General features: G+C 45.6%; 21 protein-coding genes. 5 read left to right on the top strand and 16 right to left on the bottom strand.

Annotated features, from left to right (window positions below; translation table 11 throughout):
* Positions 1–336: 336 nt before the first annotated feature.
* From FGS84_RS13640 to FGS84_RS13625, 3 genes are all read right to left on the bottom strand, one after another.
* A complete protein-coding gene (locus tag FGS84_RS13640; protein ID WP_138309100.1) occupies positions 337–639 on the bottom strand; it encodes a hypothetical protein in 303 nt (100 codons plus the stop codon).
* The gene (locus FGS84_RS13635) at positions 615–1,160 is read right to left on the bottom strand and encodes a GGDEF domain-containing protein (RefSeq protein WP_138309099.1); all 546 of its coding nucleotides are present in this window, start codon (positions 1,158–1,160) and stop codon (positions 615–617) included. The genes FGS84_RS13640 and FGS84_RS13635 overlap by 25 nt, the downstream gene beginning before the upstream one ends.
* A 145-nt stretch (positions 1,161–1,305) precedes the next feature.
* Positions 1,306–2,940 (bottom strand): ATP-binding protein, encoded by a 1,635-nt coding sequence (locus FGS84_RS13625; protein WP_243129971.1) that lies wholly within the window; start codon positions 2,938–2,940, stop codon positions 1,306–1,308.
* Between the two features lie 446 nt (positions 2,941–3,386).
* Between FGS84_RS13625 and FGS84_RS13620 the strand changes: the two genes are divergently transcribed.
* The 3 genes from FGS84_RS13620 to FGS84_RS13610 are packed head-to-tail and all read left to right on the top strand — an operon-like array spanning position 3,387 to position 6,258.
* The gene (locus FGS84_RS13620; RefSeq protein ID WP_138309096.1) at positions 3,387–4,148 is read left to right on the top strand and encodes an ATP-binding cassette domain-containing protein; all 762 of its coding nucleotides are present in this window, start codon (positions 3,387–3,389) and stop codon (positions 4,146–4,148) included.
* Positions 4,126–5,082 carry an ABC transporter permease gene (locus FGS84_RS13615; RefSeq protein ID WP_138309095.1) on the top strand — a complete coding sequence of 319 codons (957 nt, stop codon included), beginning with the start codon at positions 4,126–4,128 and terminating at the stop codon, positions 5,080–5,082. The genes FGS84_RS13620 and FGS84_RS13615 overlap by 23 nt, the downstream gene beginning before the upstream one ends.
* A 45-nt stretch (positions 5,083–5,127) precedes the next feature.
* A complete protein-coding gene (locus FGS84_RS13610; RefSeq protein WP_138309094.1) occupies positions 5,128–6,258 on the top strand; it encodes a substrate-binding domain-containing protein in 1,131 nt (376 codons plus the stop codon).
* A 78-nt stretch (positions 6,259–6,336) separates the two neighbouring features.
* Here the strand turns inward: FGS84_RS13610 and FGS84_RS13605 are convergent, their stop codons facing one another.
* The 10 genes from FGS84_RS13605 to FGS84_RS13560 all read right to left on the bottom strand — a co-directional run bounded on the left by FGS84_RS13605 (position 6,337) and on the right by FGS84_RS13560 (position 16,446).
* Complete coding sequence (locus tag FGS84_RS13605; RefSeq protein ID WP_138309093.1) at positions 6,337–7,296, bottom strand: D-2-hydroxyacid dehydrogenase; 960 nt, start codon at positions 7,294–7,296, stop codon at positions 6,337–6,339.
* A gap of 41 nt (positions 7,297–7,337) precedes the next feature.
* On the bottom strand, positions 7,338–7,823 hold the full coding sequence (locus FGS84_RS13600; protein ID WP_138309092.1) for a 3-isopropylmalate dehydratase small subunit: 486 nt from the start codon (positions 7,821–7,823) through the stop codon (positions 7,338–7,340).
* Positions 7,823–9,085 carry a 3-isopropylmalate dehydratase large subunit gene (gene leuC / locus FGS84_RS13595; RefSeq protein WP_138309091.1) on the bottom strand — a complete coding sequence of 421 codons (1,263 nt, stop codon included), beginning with the start codon at positions 9,083–9,085 and terminating at the stop codon, positions 7,823–7,825. The genes FGS84_RS13600 and leuC overlap by 1 nt, the downstream gene beginning before the upstream one ends.
* A 34-nt stretch (positions 9,086–9,119) precedes the next feature.
* Complete coding sequence (locus tag FGS84_RS13590) at positions 9,120–10,016, bottom strand: isocitrate lyase/PEP mutase family protein (RefSeq protein ID WP_138309090.1); 897 nt, start codon at positions 10,014–10,016, stop codon at positions 9,120–9,122.
* Positions 10,017–10,064: 48 nt separating this feature from the next.
* A complete protein-coding gene (locus tag FGS84_RS13585; protein WP_138309089.1) occupies positions 10,065–11,210 on the bottom strand; it encodes a PrpF domain-containing protein in 1,146 nt (381 codons plus the stop codon).
* 16 nt (positions 11,211–11,226) lie between these two features.
* Positions 11,227–12,504, bottom strand: a complete 1,278-nt coding sequence (locus FGS84_RS13580) for a TRAP transporter large permease (protein WP_138309088.1) — start codon at positions 12,502–12,504, stop codon at positions 11,227–11,229.
* Entirely contained in the window at positions 12,501–13,031 is a 531-nt protein-coding gene (locus FGS84_RS13575) for a TRAP transporter small permease (RefSeq protein ID WP_138309087.1), read from the bottom strand. Before FGS84_RS13575 ends, FGS84_RS13580 begins: the two co-directional genes overlap by 4 nt.
* 18 nt (positions 13,032–13,049) lie before the next feature.
* A complete protein-coding gene (dctP, locus tag FGS84_RS13570; protein WP_138309086.1) occupies positions 13,050–14,141 on the bottom strand; it encodes a TRAP transporter substrate-binding protein DctP in 1,092 nt (363 codons plus the stop codon).
* A gap of 115 nt (positions 14,142–14,256) precedes the next feature.
* Positions 14,257–14,931 carry an N-acyl homoserine lactonase family protein gene (locus FGS84_RS13565; RefSeq protein ID WP_138309085.1) on the bottom strand — a complete coding sequence of 225 codons (675 nt, stop codon included), beginning with the start codon at positions 14,929–14,931 and terminating at the stop codon, positions 14,257–14,259.
* A 132-nt stretch (positions 14,932–15,063) separates the two neighbouring features.
* Entirely contained in the window at positions 15,064–16,446 is a 1,383-nt protein-coding gene (locus FGS84_RS13560; protein ID WP_138309084.1) for an MmgE/PrpD family protein, read from the bottom strand.
* 394 nt (positions 16,447–16,840) lie between these two features.
* On the opposite strand from FGS84_RS13560, the gene FGS84_RS13555 reads away from it, so the two are divergent.
* Together FGS84_RS13555 and FGS84_RS13550 are read left to right on the top strand one after the other, a co-directional pair.
* The gene (locus FGS84_RS13555; RefSeq protein ID WP_138309083.1) at positions 16,841–18,754 is read left to right on the top strand and encodes a sigma 54-interacting transcriptional regulator; all 1,914 of its coding nucleotides are present in this window, start codon (positions 16,841–16,843) and stop codon (positions 18,752–18,754) included.
* A 500-nt stretch (positions 18,755–19,254) separates the two neighbouring features.
* The gene (locus tag FGS84_RS13550; RefSeq protein WP_138309082.1) at positions 19,255–20,118 is read left to right on the top strand and encodes a LysR family transcriptional regulator; all 864 of its coding nucleotides are present in this window, start codon (positions 19,255–19,257) and stop codon (positions 20,116–20,118) included.
* Positions 20,119–20,190: 72 nt separating this feature from the next.
* Here the strand turns inward: FGS84_RS13550 and FGS84_RS13545 are convergent, their stop codons facing one another.
* From FGS84_RS13545 to FGS84_RS13535, 3 genes are read right to left on the bottom strand one after another with little or no spacing between them, the layout of a single operon-like run.
* Positions 20,191–21,240 (bottom strand): proline racemase family protein, encoded by a 1,050-nt coding sequence (locus FGS84_RS13545; protein WP_138309081.1) that lies wholly within the window; start codon positions 21,238–21,240, stop codon positions 20,191–20,193.
* Between the two features lie 12 nt (positions 21,241–21,252).
* Positions 21,253–22,476 carry an MFS transporter gene (locus FGS84_RS13540; RefSeq protein ID WP_171042630.1) on the bottom strand — a complete coding sequence of 408 codons (1,224 nt, stop codon included), beginning with the start codon at positions 22,474–22,476 and terminating at the stop codon, positions 21,253–21,255.
* Between the two features lie 11 nt (positions 22,477–22,487).
* Positions 22,488–23,552, bottom strand: coding sequence for an alcohol dehydrogenase family protein (locus FGS84_RS13535; RefSeq protein WP_243129970.1), 1,065 nt, complete (start codon positions 23,550–23,552; stop codon positions 22,488–22,490).
* Between the last annotated feature and the right edge of the window lie 66 nt (positions 23,553–23,618).

Genomic DNA, 23,618 nt, shown 5'->3' with positions numbered 1-23,618 from the left:
GAATGTTTTATCCAACCATCCAACCTATCCGACCATAACTCCAATAAGCTGCAGCAAAAAAACACCCGGCAATTGTAAAATTGCCGGGCAGCGAACAGCCTATATTTGATTTTAATTCACCGCTGTATTTGCAGCAGGCGACACCAGGGCCACCGGCGCCATGAAAACCCTGAAAGACCAGGGGAGCTGCGTGTATCTGAGGACTGTGCCGTGGTTGGCTTTGACGATATTGACCCTTATACTTTATGGGTACCGGCATTGATTCTTAGACCTAACCGCTGCAAATGGCATCTATACGCCCATGGTTTTTTATAGCGCCATGACGGCCATGAATGGTTATGGACGTCCGGGTGCCGTCTGCTGCAGCGGATAAAAGCTGAAGAACAGCCTGACATCTGGCCGGTCCTGCACCAGATTATGGAATTTATTCCGAATCCGTGCAGATATCATTTCCATATGGTTCCTTCCGGCGCCTGGTGTCATGACAAGGAACTGGCAGCTGGTATAGTGCGTATAAATGTCATTAAATCGCAGGGATGAGCAGATGCTTTCCTTTAGCTGCCGGACCAGAAAATCGCGTTCATCCAGACTCACAAAAGAGCCGATTGTATCTGTCAGTGAAATAAGGATGAGTTCCACCTGAATGCCTGTCCGTGCCAGACCTCTCTCTTGCCATAACGCAGCGCAAGGTCCGCGCGGCTGTAAAGAGTCTGGAATGTATCGCCTTTGCGGAACTGCTCCACACCGAACGTCACCTTTAAATGATTGCCAATTCCAATCTCCCTTCCAACCTGAATTGCACGGGAATACAGGCTTTCCGCCTTGCTTACCACCATCTCCTTCCGGCATGCATCCTGTATAAATACGGCAAACTCGTCACCGCCCATACGTCCGATTAAATCCTTTTTTAAAAAATGATACCCTATTACACGGGCCAGCTCCTGAAGGACCTTATCGCCGGTCAGATGGCCATATACTTCATTGATATGCTTAAAGTGGTTGATATCCATAATCATAAAGATACCGGCATGATTGACCCGGACTGCCTCACCCACCTTTGCCGCCATGGTTCCCCTGTTGTAAAGTCCTGTAAGCGAATCCTGGTATGTAAGCATTGTTGGACGTTTATTCTCTGCCTGTAACTGTTCTGTTTTTTTCATTTTTCTTATCCCCAATATCCATATATGCGAAAACCCACAGCGTCTCTCTGGATTTTATCCAAGCTTTTGCATGAGCTTGTCTACATCAATGGGCTTTGCAATAAATCCGTTCATCCCGCTTTCCAGGTCCTTGACCTGGTCATCTTTAAATGTGTTGTCCGTGCAGGCATAGATAATGACTGTTTTCGCATCTGACCGGTTCATTGCGCGAATGACTTTCGTTGCCTCTTTCCAGGTCCTTGACCTGGTCATCTTTAAATGTGTTGGCCGTGCAGGCATAGATAATGACTGTTTTCGCATCTGACCGGTTCATTGCGCGAATGACTTTCGTTGCCTCGTATCCATTTAGTACAGGCATCTGTACATCCATCAGAATGATACCAAACTCATGGAGGGAGGATGCCTCGAATATATCCACCGCCTGACCGCCGTCATTTGCACGGACTGCTGAAAAACCCGCGTTTTTTAATATCTCCAGCAGAATCTCGGCATTTAATTCGTTATCCTCAGCAACCAGGATTTTCACTTTTTCTCTTTCCGGCGCTGTGTCCTGAACAATATCCACAGCCTCCGGTACGGCATAATTCTTCCTGTTAGTGTCCTGTACCCCATCCGCAATCTCTGCTGGCAGCCGGAACGTAAAGCAGCTTCCTATTCCCAGTTTACTCTGAACCGATAACGTTCCGTCCATCTGCTTTGCCAGCAGAAAGCTGATTGCCATTCCAAGTCCGGTCCCATGTGTTCCCCGTGAGACATTATTATGTTCCTGACTGAACAAATCAAATATTATCTTTTGAAATTCCTCACTCATACCGCAGCCGGTATCTTCGATTTCATAGACAGTAATGACTCTGCTGCTTTTCTCCCGGACCTGAAATACCCGCATGGTTATACTGCCGTCCTTTTGTGTGAATTTAACAGCATTTCCAAGAATATTCATCAGTATTTGTTCAATCCGTGTCTCGTCTCCGATAATATCAGACCATAGGATTTCTGTCTCAATTTTCCCCGCCTGCAGTTTTGACATATCTAAAATATCATTAACAAGGGAAAGCAGATACTTTGCAGTTGAATCAGACTTGGTGAGATATTCCTCCAGCTTCTCAGGGTTTTGGGTATTCTCCTGCATCAGATGATTGAGCCCAATAATACCGTTAAGCGGAGTGCGTATTTCATGGCTCATACTTGACAGAAAATCGCCACGGGATTTTGCCTCTGCTTTTGCCGTCCTGGAAACAACGGATATACGGATAATGACGAGCATCATCAGACACAGGACAACGACAACAACCCCAAGCATTATGCCTGCCATTACCACAAACTGCTGTGTCTGTTCACTGAACACGTCCTGCGGCACGGTTAGTACAATGCTCCATGTGGTTTCAGGCATATTTATAAATGATACGACCTGGTCAACTTGATTATTGTAATCAATGTGTTCAATGAATGCCTCGCCCTGTGTCAGACGGTTAATAATATCATTGATTTCGTTTTCCGACAAAGCCGTATTTATCCGGAGCTGGTCAAAGTAATTATCTGCTTTTCCGATGCCTGCACTGCGCTCCCGGCTGACAACATAATTCCCGTCAATATCAATAATTCCAACATACCCCCGGCCGCCAAAGCTGTCTACCTTAAGGCGTTTTTCAATCATATCAATCTGTGAAATGCCGACAATTCCTATAAACTCAATATTCCCCGCCTTAAATGGGCTGTACCTGACGCCATAAACCAGGTTTTCCCTGGCCGCCTCCGGAATTTCCCAACTGTCATAGCGCATTACATATTTTTGCCGGTTGGAGAACATCGGAAGAATATACCCTTTTATCACTGCTGTCCTGTACACCATAGACACTTGAGCTTGTTAAATTGGGGATACCAGGGGCATCTGTTTTTTCTTATAATACAGAGCTGGAATAACACCTTGTATGTAAACCAACTGTCTTTGAAATTTCATTTCTCTGTTCCGGCGGCAATACTATAACAGAAAAATCCAATTTAGGGCGGCCTTGTCCTGCGGTTTGATGCCAGCGGGATTGTGGCCGCCTTATTTCCTGAAATCCTGTTGCGGCAGGACAGTCCCTCCGGATTTCCACATCATAAAGAAATGTCTGATTGATAGATATTAACAATACATATATTTCTTTTTATAGAAAATTCCAATCAAAAAGTATGGAATATGATGGTAGAATAGGGATAGATTTTCTACAGATTGGAGTTCCTGCATTGAATAAACCAGTGATTCAGATGGAGGGTATTATAAAACAGTTCGGTTCCATCACAGCTCTTGATAATATGAAATTTCAAGCCTACGGCGGAGAGATTACAGCCATTGTGGGCGACAATGGATCAGGAAAAAGTACGCTGATTCAGCTCCTCACCGGATGCATGAAGCCAGACCAGGGAATAATCCGGATTAAAGAGCGTGTTTTTCACTCTCTCACTGTAAAGGAGGCCATGAATCAGGGAATTACAGCCGTTTATCAGAATCTGGCCCTTGACAACTGCAAGGACTGCGCCGGTAATCTCTTTCTTGGGCGTGAGCTTCTGCATTTCGGTTTTTTTCTTGATTACAGAGCCATGTACCGGGAAACAGAAAAGCTATTGAGACAGCTCCATATCCATATTCCGGATATACGCCAGCCGGTAGAAAAAATGTCCGGCGGGCAGCGTCAGGCTGTTGCCATTGCGAGGGCCGTTTACCAGAATGGCGAGATTATGATTTTTGATGAACCTACATCGGCGATGGGAATGAAGGAAACGGAACGAATTATGAATCTGTTCCGCTATTTAAAGGAACAGGGAAAAACCATTATCCTGATTAGCCATAACCTGTTTCAGGTCTTTGACATTTCCGACCGAATCTGCGTGATTAAAAACGGCAGACAGATAGATTCCTTCCTGACTAGGGACAGCACTCCAAAACAGCTGTACCAGACAATTATTGAAAGGGAAGAACAAACGGATGATGAAGAAATGGATGAGTAAGTACTCACAGCAGCTGTTTCTGTTGGCTGTACTGTTTATCATCTTTACAGTCTTAGCAGGAAAAAGCGAATACTTCTTTACATGGAAAAATATAAGAAATATACTGGAAGCCGCCAGCTACCGTATGGTTCTGGCAGTGGGTATGACCTTTGTCATTGCCTCAGGAGTAATGGATTTGTCTGCCGGCTCTATTGTGTCTCTCTGCGGTGTGTTGACCGCCCTGTCTCTCCATGGGGGAATGGGAATCTGGCTGGCTGTTTTTACAGGTATTGCAGCGGGAGGCTTGATGGGGGCTCTAAACGGAGTTCTCATTCACTATACGGGAATCAACTTTTTCGTGCTCACCCTTGCCTCTAGCGGAATGCTTCGGGGAATTTCCCTGATGATTACCGACGGAAAACCTATTACCAAGTTCGGAAAGGAATTCATGCAGCTGGGAATCGGCCGCATCGGAGGATTCCAGCTGCCGCTGCTTTTCGCCCTGGCACTCATTCTTCTGGCCTTTCCCCTGATGTTTCATGTAAAATGGGGAAATTACATACGGGCCCTGGGCGGAAGCGAAGCTGCACTGAAGCGGTCAGGAGTGCAAACCGGCTTCTACCGCATTTCTGTTCACATGCTGTTGGGAATTACAGCTGCTGCTACAGCAGTCATCATCACAGCCCGTCTGAATTCTGCCGAGCCAAACGCCGGCATGAACATGGAGCTGGACGCCATCACAGCAGTGATTATGGGCGGCACACCTATCCGCGGAGGAAACGCAAGTATTGCAGGAACGGTCTTGGCGGTGCTGATACTGGGAAGTATCAGAAACGGGCTGACACTTTTAAGCGTGTCCTCTGATTTCCAGCAATGGATTACAGGCTTTCTTTTGCTGGCGTCTGTACTGATTTCAGAAATTAGAGTCTGGAATATTAAGACTTTAATAAAATAATAACTATTTATTATTAAAATCACTAAGGTTTAGGAGGGTATTATTATGAGAAAATTTTTTGCAGGCTTATTGGCAGCTGGGTGTATTGCAGCGGTATTGACCGGATGCAGCGGTTCAGACAGCGCAACGGAAACTTCTGCTCAGGAAACAACTGCAGCAGCTGAGACGCAGACAGAAACAGAGCCTGTTAAGGAGACGGAAACCGCGGAAGAGACAGAATCCGCTGACAAAGCGGACCAGCTGTTGTCGGATGTAGAAAAGAGGATGAACGAAGCTCTGGGAGAGCTCCCCAAAAGCGGTCAGGGTGAAAAGATAGGAGTCCTTATCAGCTCTACTTCCAATGAGTTCTGGGGAACCATGAAGACACGCTACGAAGAAGCGGCAGAGGAACTAGGTATTGAGGTGACAGTATTTGAAGCAGATGCCGAGGATGACACCCAGGGCCAGTTAGACGCGCTAAACACTATGGTTACGATGGATTTTGACGCCATTATCCTGTCCCCTATTGATGGAACAAATCTGATTCCAGGCATTGTAGCTGCCAACAATGCAGAGATTCCTGTCATTAATTTGGGACCTGGCGTTGATACTGAGGCTTTGGCTGACGCCGGCGGCCATCTGGACGGAAAAATCACTGTAAACTTTGAGGAGCAGGGCAGTACTGTGGCCAATGACATGATATCCAGAATGGAGGACGGCGGAGAGGTTGCCATTCTCGCGGGACTGGAGGGAGCAGGGCAGAGCGTAGGAAGAACAAACGGAGCCAAAACTGTTTTTGAGAACACAGAAGGCATAGAGTTGGTGGCTACGCAGGCCTGCGACTGGGATACGGCAAAAGCTTACGAGGCCACCAAGGACATTCTCACAGCACATCCGGATTTAAAGGGCATCTTTTCCTGCAATGACAATATGGCGTTAGCAGCTGTCCAGGCTCTTCAGGAAATGGGCAATGAGAATGTTATGGTATACGGCGTGGACTACACTACTAACGCAAAAGCAGCCATTGAGGATGGAACCATGATGGGGAGCATGACTTACTCCAGTGCTATTTACACAAAGGCAGCTGAGGAGATGGCTATGCTGATTGTTCAGGGAAAAACCTTTGATGAGCCGGTTTACCTGCCTCTGACACTTGTTACCCAGGACAATGTCGGTGATTTTGAGGGTTGGAAATAAAAAACAAAGCATAAGCCCGGAGGGCATATCTGCAAGAAAACCTAAATCGGAATAAGGATTTTCTTGCAGATATTTTATTTAATGTACCACGTTCACAGGCTGCCCCGCCACAAAAGCTTTCAGGTTGCTAACCGCAATATCCATCAGTCTCTGTCTGGATTCCTTGGGGGCCCAGGCGATATGTGGCGTAATAATGCAGTTCTTTGCCGACAGCAGAGGGTTATCCATCCTTATAGGCTCTGTGGACACCACATCAAGAGCCGCTCCCGCCACCTTTCCGCTGTTGAGGGCATCCTTTAAGTCCTCCTCTATAACCAGCGCTCCCCTGGAATTATTAATGATTAAAACCCCATCCTTCATCTTATCTATATTTGACTTATTGATAATACCCTCTGTATTCGGAAACAATGGGCAGTGCAGAGAAATTACATCCGATTCTGACAACAGCTCGTCTAAGGACCCATAGCGGCAGTTCTCACGCTCACTTCCCACTGTTTTGCAAACATCATAGGCCAGTACCTTCATTCCCAGAGCCAGGGCAATATCTGCCGTCCTCTGTCCTATGCGGCCAAACCCCACTATTCCCATGGTTTTGCCGGCCAGCTCTATAAGAGGATAATTCCAGAAGCACCAATCTGGATTTTTTGTCCAGTCTCCCCTCTTTACACACAGTGAATGCTCGCCAATATGATGGCATAGCTCTAACAGCAGAGCAATCGCGTACTGTGCCACCGCGTCTGTTCCATAAGTAGGAATATTCGTGACAATAATCCCCGCTTCCCTGGCAGCATCCACATCCACTATATTGTAGCCTGTAGCCAGTATTCCGATATATTTAAGAGACGGGCATGCTTTCAGTGTTTCCTTTGAAATAGGTGTTTTGTTTGTGCAGACTACGTCAGCATCTTTTATACGTTCCACAATCATGCCGGAGTCCGTAGTCCGGTCGTATACCGTCAGCTGTCCAAGTTCTTCAAAGCCGCCCCAGCTTAAGTCGCCGGGATTTTCCGTATATCCGTCTAAAATAACAATCTTCATAACTTATCCTCCAAACATCTCAAGGTTGCGGTTAATCACTTTCACATACTTCCTCCGGCCAGATAAGCCAGCAGCCCTCCGGCATCTATCATTTCCTGTATAAAAGGAGGAAATGCTCCCGCTTGGTAAACCAACCCTCTGGTTACATTGCATATGGTCCCGGTTGACAAATCCACTTCCATTATGTCTCCCTCACTGGCTGCAGCTGCAGCTTCCGGACATTCAAGAATCGGAAGACCGATATTAATGGCATTCCTGTAAAAAATCCGTGCAAAGGAAGCCGCTATTACACAGCATATGCCGCTTGCCTTGATGGCAATAGGCGCATGTTCCCGTGATGAACCGCAGCCAAAGTTCTCTCCTGCCACAATCACATCTCCCGGTTCCACCCTGGATACAAAATCAGCGTCAATATCCTCCATACAGTGCGCTGCCAAATCCTCATCACGGAAAAGAGCCAGATAGCGGGCCGGTAATATGACATCCGTATCTACGCTGTCTTTATATTTAAATACCTTTCCAGCCATTATACCACCTCCTCTGGTACCGTAATCACACCCGCAACTGCACATGCCGCAGCCACAGCAGGATTGGCAAGATACACTTCTGAATCCCTGGCACCCATTCTGCCGACAAAGTTACGATTTGTGGTGGAAACACACCGTTCCCCATCTGCCAGTACTCCTACATGTCCCCCATTACAGGGGCCGCAGGTAGGCATACTGACAGTCGCGCCTGCCTGGACAAATACTTTTAAAAGCCCCTCTTCCATAGCCTGCAGATAAATATTCCGTGTTGCCGGAATAATGATACACCTCACTCCATCCGCTACTTTTCGTCCTCCCAATATACAGGCTGCCTGCCTAAGGTCCGTAATATGTCCGTTGGTACAGCATCCAATTATAACCTGGTCCACCTTAAGTCCGGCATACTCCTTTACAGGCTTAACATTGGATGGGAGATAAGGGGCGGCTATCATTGGGTGAAGGCGGGATAAATCCATATCTATCGTACATACATAGCTGGCATCCGCGTCCGCTGTTACCGGCTCATAGGAACGTCTGACACGATTTTCCAGATATTCAAGAGTCACCTTGTCCACAGGAAAAATCGCATTCTTAGCCCCTGCCTCAATAGCCATGTTACAGATAGAAAAGCGGTCATCAATAGAGAGATTCTCAATGGCATTTCCTGTGAATTCAATGCTCTTATACCTTGCTCCGTCCACACCAATCATCCCGATAAGTGTGAGAATCACATCCTTTCCACCCACAGATTCAGGAAACTTCCCAGTCAGGTTAACCCGCATGGCAGAAGGAACTTTAAACCAGCTTGTCCCCGCATACATGCCTGCCGCCATATCCGTAGAACCAATCCCCGTGGAAAATGCACCCAGCGCACCATATGTACAAGTATGGGAATCCGCTCCGATAATCAGCTCACCAGGAGCCACAAATCCCTGCTCAGGCAGAAGTGCATGCTCAATTCCCATCCATCCTCCGTCAAAAAAATGAGGGATATTCATTTTTCTGGCAAACTCTCTTACCCTGGCACAGTTTCTGGCTGCCTGAATATCCTTGTTTGGAGCAAAATGGTCCATTACAAGGACGATTTTATCTGGATTAAACACCCTATTTAGTTTGTATCTCTCCATTTGTTGTATGGCAATAGGAGCTGTTACATCGCTCCCCATCACCAAATCTATGCCGGCATTAATCAAATCACCCGCATCGACCTTCTCTGCCCCGCAATGCCGGGCAAATATTTTCTGTGTCATAGTCATTCCCACAGGTCACAGCTCCTTTCTCTGAACAGTTACAATGTTATAAGGTTTTCTTATATTCATCTACCTTATAACCTGACTCCATTGCAACCAGTTCTTTCATGCCCACTATGTTATTATATTCTTCAAAGGTGGTCATGACTGCTGTGTCTTCCGTGGTCTGACGGTTCTCTCTCAACTTTGTAAGCATGTTCTGCATGGCGCGGGCTGCAGTAAAGATTGTCCCCACCGGATAGATGACAATATTAAAACCCAGTGCCTGTATTGCATCTGCTGACATAACCGGCGTCTTTCCAAACTCTACCTGATTGGCAAATTTGTAAACATCTCTTATTGCACCTACCTGCCGCATCTCATCTGCACTTCTAAGCGCATCTGCATATACAATATCCGCCCCTGCATCCCGGTATGCCTCCAGACGCCGGATTACCTCATCCATATCATGGGTTGCGCGGCAGTCTGTGCGGGCAATAATAAGCATAGAATCCCGGGCATCCACAGCAGCCCGAATCTTTTCCACATGCTCTTCCATGGAAATCACCGCCTTCTTCTCCATATGTCCGCAGCGTTTTGGAAAAACCTGGTCTTCCAGATGCACGGCAGCCATACCTGCCCGTTCAAACTCCCGAACCGTACGATACACATTAAGTGGATTTCCATACCCTGTATCAATGTCACCCAGCAAAGGAATACTCAGCACCGCATTCATATTGGCACACACAGAAGCCATTTCATTCATTGTCATCAGGCCATAATCCGGCTGCCCCAGTATTGACCCGGAAGCTCCAAAACCTGTCATAAAAGCCGCTTCAAAACCTGCCTGCTCAATAAGCCGTGCGGATAAGCAGTCATAGCACCCCGGAGCCATAATTATCTCCGGATTTTCAAGACGTCTGCGCAAAACCTGAGCACCTGATTCTTTAGCTGTATTTCTCATAATCGTATTATTCCTTTCATGTTGCCGTTATTCAACCATATACATATATTACTCAAAGACTCTCCGGGGCACATGGACATAGCCCTCCATAATACGGCGTGCAGTCCGGCCGAAAACTGCGCGGGTGATTTTTCCGCCCTCTGACGCCATATCACACTCAATAATACCGCCCGGGTGCCCAATCCTCACCCTTCTACACTCTTTTAATCCCCTCACCTCGTGCACCAGCGTTCCTGGTGTAACAGCTGCACAGCCAGTACACACTGTGGCTGTTCCAGAATAGGTTTTATGCATAATCTGCATAAACATATCCCTTGAGACAAAGTCAATATCCTCTGCTGCAACTGTACTTCCATCAATGTGACTCTTATATGGCGCCGGAGGCGCAATAAATGCCACCATAGGAACAGCCCGTATCCTCTCCCTGGCCTCTTCCTGACTGGCAATCCCCATTTTCTCCGCTGCAATACAGCGTATTTCCTCCAGAAGGTTCAGCATTTGAGAGTCCGAATCAATCCGGGCCGGACTTTCTGTCCCTTTCAGCCCCAGGTCCTTTGCCCGTACAAAGACCATTGGGCTTCCTGCATCCACCATCGAAACCGTTAACTCCCCAAATCCCGGAACGCAAATTGTATCCCTGGGATTTCCGGTAGGAAGCAGTTTTCCAGTCTTTGCTCCCACTGTACCTGCAAGATTCAATCCAATACGTGCTCCTGTTCCCGGTACGCCATGAATCTTATAATCTCCCTCCGTTACCGGATGCCCGTTCTTTACCGGAACTTCAGCCTCAAATATACTGTTGGTATTGGTATTATAAATATGTACCACTGTTACGGGTTCCACGGCTTTTACAAGTCCCTGCGCAATAGCAAACGGGCCCACTGCAGACGAAATATTTCCACAGTTACTGGAATAGTCCACAAATGCCGAATGAATATCCACCTGTCCAAAGGTGTAATCCACATCTGCATCCGGCCGGCTGGAACGGTCAATAATCGCCAGTTTACTGGTCAGCGGGTCTGCTCCTCCCAGCCCGTCAATCTGCCGGGAATCCGGACTTCCAAAAATAGAGAGAACAACTTTATCTCTAATTTCCGGGTCGGCAGGCAGGTCATTTCCCAGAAGGAATATTCCTTTGCTGGTTCCTCCGCGCATGATTACGCAGGGGATACGCACTGATTCTGGTTTATACATAGTATACTCTCCCTCTCTATTTCATCAGATTTGGTATAAACATTATAATTTGAGGCACTGACATCAGAAGGATTAAAACAGCCAAAGCCGCGAACAAATACCACAGCAGATGCCTACCTACAACATTCTCAATTGTAGTTTTTTTCAATCCCGCAGCCACATATAAATTAAGGCCAACCGGTGGTGTACAAAGTCCGATGCCCAAATTGATAATCATTACAACACCAAATACTACGGGATTAATATTATAAGCGGCCAAAGCAGGGGCGAAAATTGGTGTTAAAATCATGACTGCCGGGCATGTATCCATAAATGTGCCTACAATCAGCAACATAACAGTAACAAGCATCCAGAATGTAAAACGGTTGGCTGCAAAGGACGTAATCATGTGGGCAACTGTCTGGGGAACATTTTCTCTAGTCAGAACAAGGCCAAAAGCAGTAGCCGCAGCAATCACAAACAGCAAAACGCCTGTAGTTATGATAGAGCTTCTAAGTATACTTACAATAATCTTAAAATTCAGCTCCTTGTAAACAAACAGTCCTACGAATAATCCATAAAATACAGCTACACATGCAGCTTCTGTTGGAGTAAAAATTCCTCCGTAAATACCTCCAAGTACAATCAATGGCATAATTAACGCAAAAATTGCGCTCTTAAAAGTAATCCATACATTTTTTAGAGAAAATTTATGGGATTTGATAATGTCTTTATTACGCATGGCCCATATAACAGAGTATATGGACATTCCTCCAGCCAGCATAAACCCCGGAAGAAATCCCCCCATGAAAACTTCGCTTACAGAGGCTCCTGCCGCCATACCATAAATTACCATAGGAATACTTGGCGGCACTATAATCCCTAAAAATCCTCCGGTTGCAATGGTGGCCAATGAAAACTTCAGCGGATAGCCGTCTTCCAACATAGCCGGAAGCATAATTGACCCTATAGCCGCAACCGTAGCTGCAGATGAGCCTGAAATCGCGCCGAAAAAAGCCGAGGATAAAAATACAACAATTGCAATACCTCCAGGAAGCCATCCTACAAGGGATTTTGCAAAGTCAGTCAATCTCTTTGAAACCCCGCCCTCTGCCAGTAATCCCCCAGCAATCATGAAAAACGGAATAGCCATCAAACTGTATGAATCCATTGCTGTGAACAATTTCTGTACAACAACAACCAGGTTAGCACCAGATACATAGAGCGCCAATATAGAAGATGCTACCAGACAAAGCGCAATCGGTATTCCTAAAATCAACAGTATAAAAAAACTTAGAAATAGCAGGGCAATCATATAGTCTCCTTTCCAGCTTCGTCAGGACTCTTACGCACATACTCCTTCCAAATCAAATATATGGTTTCTATGCAACTAAATCCAAACCCCAGAAGCATCATACTATATACAAGATACATGGGCAGCTTTAAGGCAGCAGAAAGCTGTCCGAATTTATGCTGTGCAATAATAAACTCCCATGATAAATACGTAAGTATCATATAAATTGCCAGGCTTACTATCTGGGCCAACCCATTTACAACTTTTTGAATTCTTCCGGGCAGCAGACTCGTAAAAATAGTAACTCCCAAATGCGACTTTTCCCGCACTCCCATTCCTATTGCCAGCATTGCTGCAAAAATCATAAGGTATCTCGCCGCTTCCTCTCCCCACGTAAAAGGGACTTTTAGCGCATACCGCATAATAACAGATGCCAATACAATAAAGCACATGGCCACCAATGGAATAACGGAAAAAATATTCTGCAGTACTCCTGCTATTTTCATGAATTTATCGGTCAGTTTCTCTTCAGAATCCTTTTGTCCCATTAAGCTTCTCCTTTCAGTCTAGCGATATTTCTGTCCGATTTCTTCAATATAATCCAATGTCTTCTGTTGAACATAAGTTCCGATAAACTGCTCTTTTACCTTCTGTACAGCATCTGCTTCCAGCTCACGCCATTCATCCTTGTCAACTTCTGTTATCGTGCAGCCTTCTTTTATCATAGCTGCAACCTGCTCTTCCTCTGTATCTGTTAACTCCTGTCTCATATAGTCTTTGGCTTCATTAGCACATTCCTGAAAAATCTCCTGCAGGTCCTCCGGCATAGAATTCCATGAATCCATACTCATCAACAGTGTAACCGGACAATACCAGTTCTCACAGCGCGTAATATATGGTGCCACCGTATAGAACTGATTCATATAAATAGCCGCAATAGGTATCAACGTTCCATCAACCGTTCCATTCTGGATTCCTGTAAACACTTCTGAATAGGCCATGGGTACCGGATTAGCTCCCAACTCTGAAAAATAGGTAATATAGGCATCATTCTCCATGACCCGAATCGTCATTCCAGCAACATCCTGTGGTTTTTCAATGGCTTTTGTATCTACAAAAATATTAAAAAAACCAGTTTCCCAAAAAGATAGTCCTTTAATGTTTATATTGGCCAGACCATCCAGCATCGCCTGTCCCTGTTCTCCATCAAGGAATTCATATGCATGTTCTTTTGTATAAAAAATACCAGGTATATCAAACAAATACCAGCTGTTATCAAAATTTGCCAATGGGGATGTAACCAAACCCATATCTATCGTCCCCATCTGTGTGCTTTCCACAAGCTCCCGCTCTGCTCCTAATTGCGATGAGGGATAAATATCAAGGGAAACGCGTCCTCCTGTTCTTTCCTGGAGAATTTTGTTCATATATACAAGTCCTGTATGGTAGGGATGGTCTGCCGGCTGTACATGACCGACCTTAAAAATATATTCCGCTGTGTTACCCCCTGCTGTATCTGTTTCTGCGGCAGACATACTGCCGGACTGACTGCCGCTTTCCGTTGCCTGATTGCCACTGTTTGTACCTTTACAGGCCGTAAGCGAAATTATCATGGTCGATATGAGAACAACTGACAATATTCTTCTATTCAATCTCATTACAATCCTCCTTGTTATGAGCACTTAGCGCCCTTATTTTAGGTGCCTACGTGCGATACATATCACTGACACTTAGTGCGGTCTTTTATAAGCTTAGTGCAGCGGCTTCTCTTTATCAGCAAGGATACTTCTTATAATCAAAGACCCTTATCTCATGCCCCTCTAAAATATAATCTGTCGAAGCTGCAACCTTTTCAAAGCTCTGGTAATGGACAATCAAATCCGTATGATATCCATTTGCCAATTTAGGATCAGACTCCCAACATTCACGTGTATTTACCAAATCTGCCACCAAACCATATATCCCCTGTTCTGTATCAACTAATAATGTCTGTGACCCCGGGGTATGACCGGGAGTTAGAATAAGACGCAGTCCATCTCCAATTTCAATGTCCCCATCTACAAATTTAAAATCAAGATTCTCAAACTCATCTCTCTTGTAGGGGAACTGATGAATCTTTATAGGATTAAGTGCATATTCATATTCTATCTTCTGAACTATGAATTTTGCATTCTTAAAAAAGTGACAACTTCCCGCATGGTCCCAATGCAAATGTGATAATACAACCGTTTTAATTTCATCACAATCAACCCCTATAGCCATTAATGCATTATCTATTCTCTGTTCTTTTTTCTGTATATATGGTCCATTGGGTTTCCCCGCCGGAACATATCCATTCTCCGGAACAAATGCTCCCGTATCAAATAAAACTTTCGTCTCTCCATTCGTCACAAAATAGGCTACTAACGGGAAATCCACTTTAACTCCAGGATTCGTTCTGTATATCATATTAGAACACTCTCTGTTAATTGTCCCCAAATGCAAAGGATATATTTTATATTTGTTCAACCCCACTAAAACTGACCTTCTTTCATATGTCTCCGGGAGGGATATATCCTCCCGGAACTATTTGACATTCTTTTACACCAACAACTCCATCAACTGATTCAGATTCTCCAACTCCTCCAGACGGCTGCACAGACTGATAATTTTTTCCACCTTATAGCTTCCCATCTCATGACCGGCCATAAATCTGAATTTTTCTACAGCCTCATCCCAACTGACAGGGTTCTCCGGGTCACCCTTTGGATATTCGATATGGCAGACTTCCTTGGAACCATCCTTCATCGTAACTTCCACGGTGCAGGGATAATACTTGGGATAAACCTTCTCAATCTCCGGGTCCATAACCCAACTGACCTTTTTGGCCAGCTCCAGGACCTCGGAATCACGAATACTTTCATTTGTATAATCGTCAATATTTTCATGCCCCTTCACAAGGCCGCAGGCTATGGCATAAGGCAATGAGAATTGTGCATCCACAACTGTTTTGGGGTCTGCCTTTGTCTCTTCCGGTATTGTCAGCACCTTAATGGAATATTTATTCACCCGGGCCAGGATGGAATCCACCTTTTTATAATCAATTCCCCGCCTGTAAAGCTCTACTCCTGCATCAGCCAAAGGAGCGGAGAACCTGCAGCATGCATGTACTTTGATGGATGTATCCGCCATTTCCCAGCGTTTTCCGAATTCCCCGGATACCTTTTCCTCATTCCAGATATCTTTATAGGAATAGGCGCGCAGAAAGCCATCCTGTCCATCCCATACAGTAGTAGGTGCAGTGTAGCCGTTCTTTGCCATCAGAGCACTGATTACACCGCACATGGAAGGATGACCTGCCTGATAGCGTTTGGACCAGGTGCCCTGAGCCTTCCATTCCAGAAGTCCGGCCGCCTGGCTGCCTGCAAGACCTAATGCGTATGTAATCTTCTCTGCATCCAAATCCAGAAGTTTTGCAGCTCCACCTGTGGCGCCGAACACTCCGCATGTTCCGGTAGGATGAAATCCCTGGTAGTATGTCTGCCCCTCAAATGCCTCTCCCAGACGGATGGTTATTTCAGAACCATATGCAAACGCTGTAATAACATCTTTTCCGCTTTTTTTATACTTCTCAGCAAGTGCCAGGATAGCCGGGAATACAACAACCGAGGAATGCTGAGTCCCATATCTATGGTCATCATCCATATCAAAGGCATGTCCAAAGGTTCCGTTGATTAAAGCTGCCATTTGAGCAGATGTCTTATAATTGCAACCAATGGCTGTGCTCGTTGGTTCACCGCCAAGCTCTTTTGCCGTCTTAAGGCAGATTTCACTGGATTCTATGTGGCGTGAAGCAATAATATTGCCCAGCAAATCCATAATAAACATCTTAGAATTCTGAATGACCCGTTCCGGAAGGTCCTCAAATTTTAACTGGAATCCGATTTCTGCTACCTGTTGAGATAAAGATAATTCCTTCTCCATAAAATGTTCTCCTTTTCCTTCTACTGTTTTAATGTATCCCCGGGAATTAAGAGTTGCTTAAGCATTACTCTATGTAATTATTAAAGCAATATTCGTGCCAATTTTTTCTTTATCACTTGGACTTCCTGATTATAAGAAAAGAGCTTTGCATTTCCCTTCTCCTTCATTAGCTATTAGAGTCCAGAACTGTTTTTATTTCACTTGTTGCTTGTTGCAACTATTACATTTGTTTCATTTCCTGTAACGCCTTAACATCTTTTATATTTTATTTGCGTTTTCCAGTCCTGTTTTTTTAATTTCCTTTTTTTAATACTGTTGCAAATATTTCATTCTCAATTGCATCTGACATATATCTATGCTATATTTAAAAAAAAGAATTGGGGATAAATAAATTATGAAACCAAAAATCGGGGTAGTATGCATCGGACAATTTGCACGCGCACTGATTAAAGCCATCGAATCCATGAATCTGGATGCGGACTTTATCCTTTCTGATTCCATTACGAAAGATGAGACAACCCTTCCCCCGGAGCTGGCCAAATCAGATGTTCTTCTCTCCAGTGGTTATCTTACAAAGGTTCTTCACCGGCTTACAGACAAACCCATCATTAAGGTGGAACCCAGCCTCTTTGATATACTGCTGGCATATGAACGCGCCCTTTCTCTCAACACCGTGCCAGTTATTATTCTTCCAGCCGAAGAAGGGACGCCGCAAATCACGCAGCTGCAAAATATATTGTCAATTCATGTTGTCTTGGATTATTATGAACTATTAGATAACATAGATACCATTCTTCTGAAATACAAAAATGCAGGCTACCGCTGTGTAATCGGCAGTGGTCTTGTCTGCGATTGTGCCACTGCATTAGGAATGAGCAGCATCTTTGTCTATCCGCAGGAATCTCTTCAATCCTTCATACGGCTGGCCTATGACACTGCATTATCCATCCACCAAAGAACCAAAACAAACCAGCAGCTTCAGGCTGTCTTCCAATACTCCCGGCAGGGAATCCTGTTTACCGATGAACAAGGCTATATCTCCCTTTCAAATGAAGTAGCCAGTAAAATCTTAATGATGAAACAGGAACACCTCATCGGTGCCAGACTTTCTCAATTCTTTCCTAAGAATACAATAAATAGCGTTTTCAACAATCTTGAGTCCATCAAATATATGCTGTGCAGCTTTGGCGGAGAACAATATATGGTTTCCATCATCCCCCTTATAACTAAAGATAATCTCAGCAATGTTATGGTAACCATTGACAGTATTCACACCATTCAGAAACAGGAACAGCATATTCGAAATGCTTTGGCTTTAAAAGGATTTTTGGCAAAACACCGTTTTGAAGATATCGTCAGCTGCAGCAGTGAATTCCAGACCCTGATTCGGACAGCAAAGAAATTTGCAAAATGTGAAGACAATATTATCATTCTTGGAGAAACCGGCACAGGAAAAGAAGTTTTGGCGCAATCAATACACAATCACAGCCGCCGGGCTGATAATCCTTTTGTAGCCGTAAATTGTTCTGCTATCAGTGAAAATCTTCTTGAAAGCGAATTATTTGGATATGATGAAGGCGCTTTTACCGGTGCCCGGAAAGGCGGAAAACAAGGCTTCTTCGAAATGGCTCATAAAGGAACCCTGTTTCTTGATGAACTGGGTGAACTAAGCATGCCTCTGCAGAGTAAGCTTTTACGGGTCATACAGGAAAAACAGCTTATCCATGTGGGAGGCAGCAAGGTAATTAACTTTGACGTGCGCATCATTGCCGCCACAAACTGCAATTTATGGGATTTAGTACAGCAAAAACAGTTCCGTGAGGATTTATATTACCGCCTGTCCGTATTAGAACTGGAAATACCTCCGCTGCGCCGAAGGCAGAAGGATATTCTCCCCCTGTTTCTTAACTTCATAGCAAAACAGGACAGCTTTCTAGCTGTAGAACTGGAGCAAATGCAGCAGAAGCTGGACTGTCTGCTGTGTTCCCATTCCTGGCCCGGCAACGTGCGGGAAATGGAGAATTTCACTAAGACCGTTATTGCCAGCCGCACTCCCAGCCAGTCCACAGAAGACTTCTGGCTTCTGCTGGAGGAGGAAATTATTCGCAGAAAGAAACGCTGTATTCTGACTGACGAATCCGTCATGTCTGCCTATATGCATAAGCGTCTTCCTCCGTCAGAAGAGATTCAAAAGATTCGGGAAGCTCTGATGGCTACGAATGGAAATTATACAAAGGCCGCCGCACTGCTGGGCGTCAGCCGTGTAACCCTGTGGCGTAAGATAAAGGCAAATCAGGATGAGAAATAGCAGAAAGCTCTTACTTGGACTGGTCAAGCGGAAAACCTTCTAATTCTTCAGTCTTCAGGATTACCGGTTCAATTATGTGGAAAAATCTAATCACAATCAGATAGTATGATAAAAATATGATTATCCCAGAATAATACCACGCTGTCCTGACTTGTGCTGCAATGCTTTCAGGTGCTGACAAACACATCGCCTATGTCTGGGATTATTCTCTTTGACACTTTGTACAGTTTGGTACCAATTAGGTCTTCCCACCTTTAGACCGTACTCACATTGAATGCGGAACAAACGAAAAAGCATGGTCATGGTCCATCAGCGGGTATAAGCCCGTTAGCTTTCCGCTCCTACCGCTGTCTCCCCAGTCCCTGAGGACACTTGTTTACTCATTATGGCTGTAGTATAATATACGAAAGAATAGAAAGTCACTGCAGACAGCATTCTCCGTTCCAAACGAATTAAACGTGTTTCTGAATGGATTGTCTATAAGAAAAACAGGAGGCCCCATGCCAAACTGCCTGAATCTGGATTATCTGAATACCTTTTTAACAGCTGCCGAGACAGGCCGCTTAAACATTACGGCGGAGCTTGTTTACCGGTCACATTCAGCGGTAAGCATGCAGATTAAAAAATTGGAGGAACAGGTTGGCGCCGCCCTTTTCATCCGCAATAAGGATACCCTTACCTTGACCCGGCAGGGCGAGATACTTATGGAATATGCAAAGCACATCCTGGAACTGAACAGTGCCGTGTTCAGTTCCATCAGTAATCATAACTGGTCAGGAAACATAGTCTTTGGTATTCCCACTGACTACTCCGAGTTGTACATTCGGCATATTCATCCGCGGATTTCAGAACATCTGTCTGATATCCGACTCACCACTGTCTGTTCCAGAAGCCGAGAACTCCGCAGGCAGATGAAGGAAGGGAAAATCAACATTGCCATAGTTGCCATGGAGCCTCAGTACACAGAAGATATGCTTCTCTGGGAAGAACCGCTCTGCTGGGTACATGCCGGAAATTTTGAACGCCCTCCGGACGCCCCGCTTCCAATTGCGCTTTTTGCTGACAACTGTATTGTGAACAACCATTCGCTGTACTGCTTAAAAAAGTCAAATGTTGATTTCAACATTGTATTTACCAGCACCATGCTGGATAATATCGTACAGGCGGTGAAAGCAGGCGTTGCGGTTTCGCTGCTGCCCAAATCCCTTATCACCGACGACTTACAATGTGTTTCCCCGGAATTTCTCCCCTGCCCATTTTCCCTGAAAATCGGCTGCTGCTGGGATGAACACGCTGATTACGGAATCTTAAACCGAATCATGAACTGCATAAAAGAAGGGATTGCTGAAGGACGTAAAGGCTGACCTGCAAATGGCTCCCGCAGCGTGTCTGAAGAAAATCAGGACATGCTCCGGGAGCCATTTGTATTCCTTATACTACCATATATCCCCTACTGTAAAACCCTCCGGGAATGGGTCTGTTTCATCCAGCACATACTGGCTGAAGCCGTAAATCCAGGCTTCCCCGCCAATTGTGGGGATGATTGCCTTATGTCCATGAATCTCTGTTTCCTCAACAGGATATCCTGTGAAAATAATACCCAATAGCCCTTCACGCCTGAACCTCTGACCTATCTTCAGTTCACCTTTGGCAACTTTAGCGGCCATCAATGCGCATGTTCCTGTACCGCATGCGCACCGGTCCAGTGCCCCGGTCCAGGTTTCCGGCCTGTCAAAATCAATCTCCCCTGTAAATACAGTATTCACGCTTTTCCAGTCTGCATTTGGATTATCTGTCGGTCCGTGAAGTTCTGAAATTGTAATTCCGATACCAGGATAATCCGGATGCTCTACCTTTAACTGTTCCTGAGCTGCCTTCATACAAAGAGCAGATACCCTGGCAATCTCCTTGCCCATTTCCGGAACCAGCCTCAGGGCTTCAAACTGCCTCACATCAATCAGAACATAAAACATACCGCCCCAGGCCACATCAACCCTTACCTTTCCCAGATGGGGAACATCAATTACCTTATCCAGGTATACTGCAAACGCCGGCACATTGGAAAATGTAATCTGTTTTGCCTTTCCATTCTCACAGTCAGCCCTGATGCCAATCAGTCCTGCCGGAGCTTCCAGGTAAAATTCCGTCACAGGCTCTTTCATGGGAATCATTCCGGTTTCCAGTAATGCAGTGGCCACGGAAATGGTATTGCCTCCGCTCATCATAGGATACTCAGTCTGTTCCATGATGATATAGCCAGCCCGGGCTCTCGGATTCCTGGCCGGTACAATCAGGTTGCAGCAAAGAGGCGGATATCCCCTCGGTTCCCTCAGCATCAATTTGCGGAACTGGTCATCATGCTCCTTCAGCCATTGTGACTGCTCGTATACAGAATTTCCGGGAATCGTGGGAATCCCGCTGGTTACAACCCGCATAGGTTCCCCACAGTGAGTTTCCACTGCGTTAAACATCCTCTTAAATCCCATCCTTATTTCCTCCTATCTGTGTCTTGCATGGTTTGCCGCAATCAGTATTCCCACAGCGGCTGCAATTGCAGCCGCACTTGTAATCATCATATAAACCCATATCATTTTGTAAGCCCTGGCAGCCGGATATTTATCCAGCCATCCTCCTACCTGTATGAACATGAATGCGTCCGGACTGAATCCTAGCGCGGATATAATGCCTGCCGCTGTCCCGGACAGGGATTTCGGTATCCTTGCTTCATCCTGGGCTGCATAGTAAACACCGCGCACTCCGCTTACCAGAAATCCAACTGCCAGCACCAGTATGATGACAAAAATCCTGTTGGCCCCAGGGCACCAGAGCAGTCCCGCAGCACTGAGAAGCAGTAACAGCAAGCCTATAATGCATGTTTTTACAGCGGACTTTACATAATCCGCAAGTATGCCGAATATAGGCATTGCAATCAGACCCAATCCATACTGTCGGAAAATTGCCACACTGCTGACCAATGTTTCAGGCAGTCCGCAGATTTCTGTCATATAAGGAGTAGTATAGGACTGTAACGCAAATACGGCGTATGTTCCAAATATCAGCAGGGCCACAAGCCACAAGCCTGGTGTCATAAATAGCTTCTTGTATTGTCTCAGGTCAACTCTGCCACTGGCTTCTCTTTCTTCCCGGATGTCCACGATTAGGAACATGGCAAGAAAACCTGACAGAAAATAGCACAATGCATAATACATGAGCACGCCCCTGACCCCTGATTCAGCATTGACCAGATGTTCTATTAGAGCAGTTGCCCCAAAGGGAAGGATGATTCCAAACAGGGATCTGATTCCCTCTGAGAATCCATAATACTTGCCCTGTCCCTCACTACCTCCCAGGAGGCGGACAATTCGGATATAGGCAGCCCAAAATATCAGTGTCCCGCAAAGTGCAATTGCCCCGTGTATAAACATCAACACCGGAAATGGAGGAAATGTCATGTACCAAAGCGTTAATAATCCGCTTCCAAAACAGGCGGTCATGACCATTTTCTTAGAACTGAAACGGTCTGCAAGAAAGCCTCCAAAAAAATATCCGGCCATACTTGCAATACCCACGGCGCTGGATAAAAGCCCAAGCTGCGTATGACTGATACGAAGGGCTTCTATGACCTGGCTATAAAAGACTTCCCGCAGGTAGGTTACCTTATAAATACATCCGCCGAAAAATGTAAGCATGGCAATCATGGCCCATTTTCTTGTTGTTGACAATTTCATTTTTCTCACACATTCAACACAATCTTACCAATCAGCTTCTTGGAAAGAAAGGCTTCCTGCGCCTGCACGATATCCTTCAAAGGAAATTCTTTAGCCACCACTGGCTTGATTCTTCCATCCTGGATATATTGTATCAACTGAAGGAAGGATTCCCTGGTCTGGTACGTTGTTCCAAAAAGGCTTAAATCCTTGAGATACGCATCACGGATATCAAACTCCACCAGCGGCCCGCCAATGGCTCCGCAGACCCCATACTTCCCGCCTTTTCTCAATATTTCCATAAGCTGTGGCCACTGACCGCCTGCAACCACATCAAGAACCACGTCCACTGTCATCTTTCCCAGCTTTTCCACGTAATTTTCACCGCGGAGAATGATATCGTCGGCGCCATATCCCTTTACCCGTTCTTCCTGTCCGGGGTCACACACACCTATAACCTTTGCCCCCCTGACTTTTGTCAGCTGCACAAGGGCGGAACCCACTCCTCCGGATGCCCCGGTCACAAGAACCACATCGCCTTCCTTCACGCCCACCCTGCACACCAGATTGTTTGCAGTGGCGTATGAGCATGGAAATGTAGCCAATTCCCCGTCCGTCAATTCAGAATCAATCGTGAAGGCCTCGCTGGAAAGCACTGTTGTGTACTCACAAAAGGTCCCGTTACACTCAGAGCCAAATGTGATACACTCAATTCCATTTTTACTTGAATGCACTTCCTGCACGCTCCGTATTAAAACTCTCTCGCCAATTCGTTCCTGGCTGACGCCCCGGCCCACTGCCACAATGACTCCACAGCCATCAGCGCCCTGAATTCTTGGAAATTCCAAGGTCTGGCCCAGCCAGGACCCATCTTCATCAACATCGCCAAATCCTTTTTCCCCGCCTGCATTGGTCTCAGTCTTTACAGACTTTGAATACCAGCCAATACGTGTATTGATATCTGTATTATTCACGGCAGCGGCCCCTATTTTCACCAGCACTTCCCCTTCCTTTGGGGCAGGTACTTTAATATCCGTACGGTATTCTAATTTGTCAAAGCCTCCAAATCCTGTCAAATAAACGCCTTTCATTGTTTCGGGTATTGTACTCATTGCTTCCATTCCTCCATATTCTTATTTTATGTCCAGAACTCCTTT

Source organism: Clostridium sp. 1001271st1 H5 (assembly GCF_005845215.1).
GTDB lineage: Bacteria > Bacillota > Clostridia > Lachnospirales > Lachnospiraceae > Enterocloster.
Note: the sequence above shows the minus strand (reverse complement) of the source record. Positions and strands in the feature narration are given on the sequence as shown.

Coding starts and splice junctions, on each gene's coding strand:
- FGS84_RS13635 (WP_138309099.1), bottom strand. CDS start 1,160: ATGAAAAAAACAGAACAGTTACAGGCAGAGAATAAACGTCCAACAATG.
- FGS84_RS13625 (WP_243129971.1), bottom strand. CDS start 2,940: ATGCGCTATGACAGTTGGGAAATTCCGGAGGCGGCCAGGGAAAACCTG.
- FGS84_RS13615 (WP_138309095.1), top strand. CDS start 4,126: ATGATGAAGAAATGGATGAGTAAGTACTCACAGCAGCTGTTTCTGTTG.
- FGS84_RS13610 (WP_138309094.1), top strand. CDS start 5,128: ATGAGAAAATTTTTTGCAGGCTTATTGGCAGCTGGGTGTATTGCAGCG.
- FGS84_RS13605 (WP_138309093.1), bottom strand. CDS start 7,296: ATGAAGATTGTTATTTTAGACGGATATACGGAAAATCCCGGCGACTTA.
- FGS84_RS13600 (WP_138309092.1), bottom strand. CDS start 7,823: ATGGCTGGAAAGGTATTTAAATATAAAGACAGCGTAGATACGGATGTC.
- FGS84_RS13590 (WP_138309090.1), bottom strand. CDS start 10,016: ATGAGAAATACAGCTAAAGAATCAGGTGCTCAGGTTTTGCGCAGACGT.
- FGS84_RS13585 (WP_138309089.1), bottom strand. CDS start 11,210: ATGTATAAACCAGAATCAGTGCGTATCCCCTGCGTAATCATGCGCGGA.
- FGS84_RS13580 (WP_138309088.1), bottom strand. CDS start 12,504: ATGATTGCCCTGCTATTTCTAAGTTTTTTTATACTGTTGATTTTAGGA.
- FGS84_RS13575 (WP_138309087.1), bottom strand. CDS start 13,031: ATGGGACAAAAGGATTCTGAAGAGAAACTGACCGATAAATTCATGAAA.
- dctP (WP_138309086.1), bottom strand. CDS start 14,141: ATGAGATTGAATAGAAGAATATTGTCAGTTGTTCTCATATCGACCATG.
- FGS84_RS13565 (WP_138309085.1), bottom strand. CDS start 14,931: ATGATATACAGAACGAATCCTGGAGTTAAAGTGGATTTCCCGTTAGTA.
- FGS84_RS13560 (WP_138309084.1), bottom strand. CDS start 16,446: ATGGAGAAGGAATTATCTTTATCTCAACAGGTAGCAGAAATCGGATTC.
- FGS84_RS13555 (WP_138309083.1), top strand. CDS start 16,841: ATGAAACCAAAAATCGGGGTAGTATGCATCGGACAATTTGCACGCGCA.
- FGS84_RS13550 (WP_138309082.1), top strand. CDS start 19,255: ATGCCAAACTGCCTGAATCTGGATTATCTGAATACCTTTTTAACAGCT.
- FGS84_RS13545 (WP_138309081.1), bottom strand. CDS start 21,240: ATGGGATTTAAGAGGATGTTTAACGCAGTGGAAACTCACTGTGGGGAA.
- FGS84_RS13535 (WP_243129970.1), bottom strand. CDS start 23,552: ATGAAAGGCGTTTATTTGACAGGATTTGGAGGCTTTGACAAATTAGAA.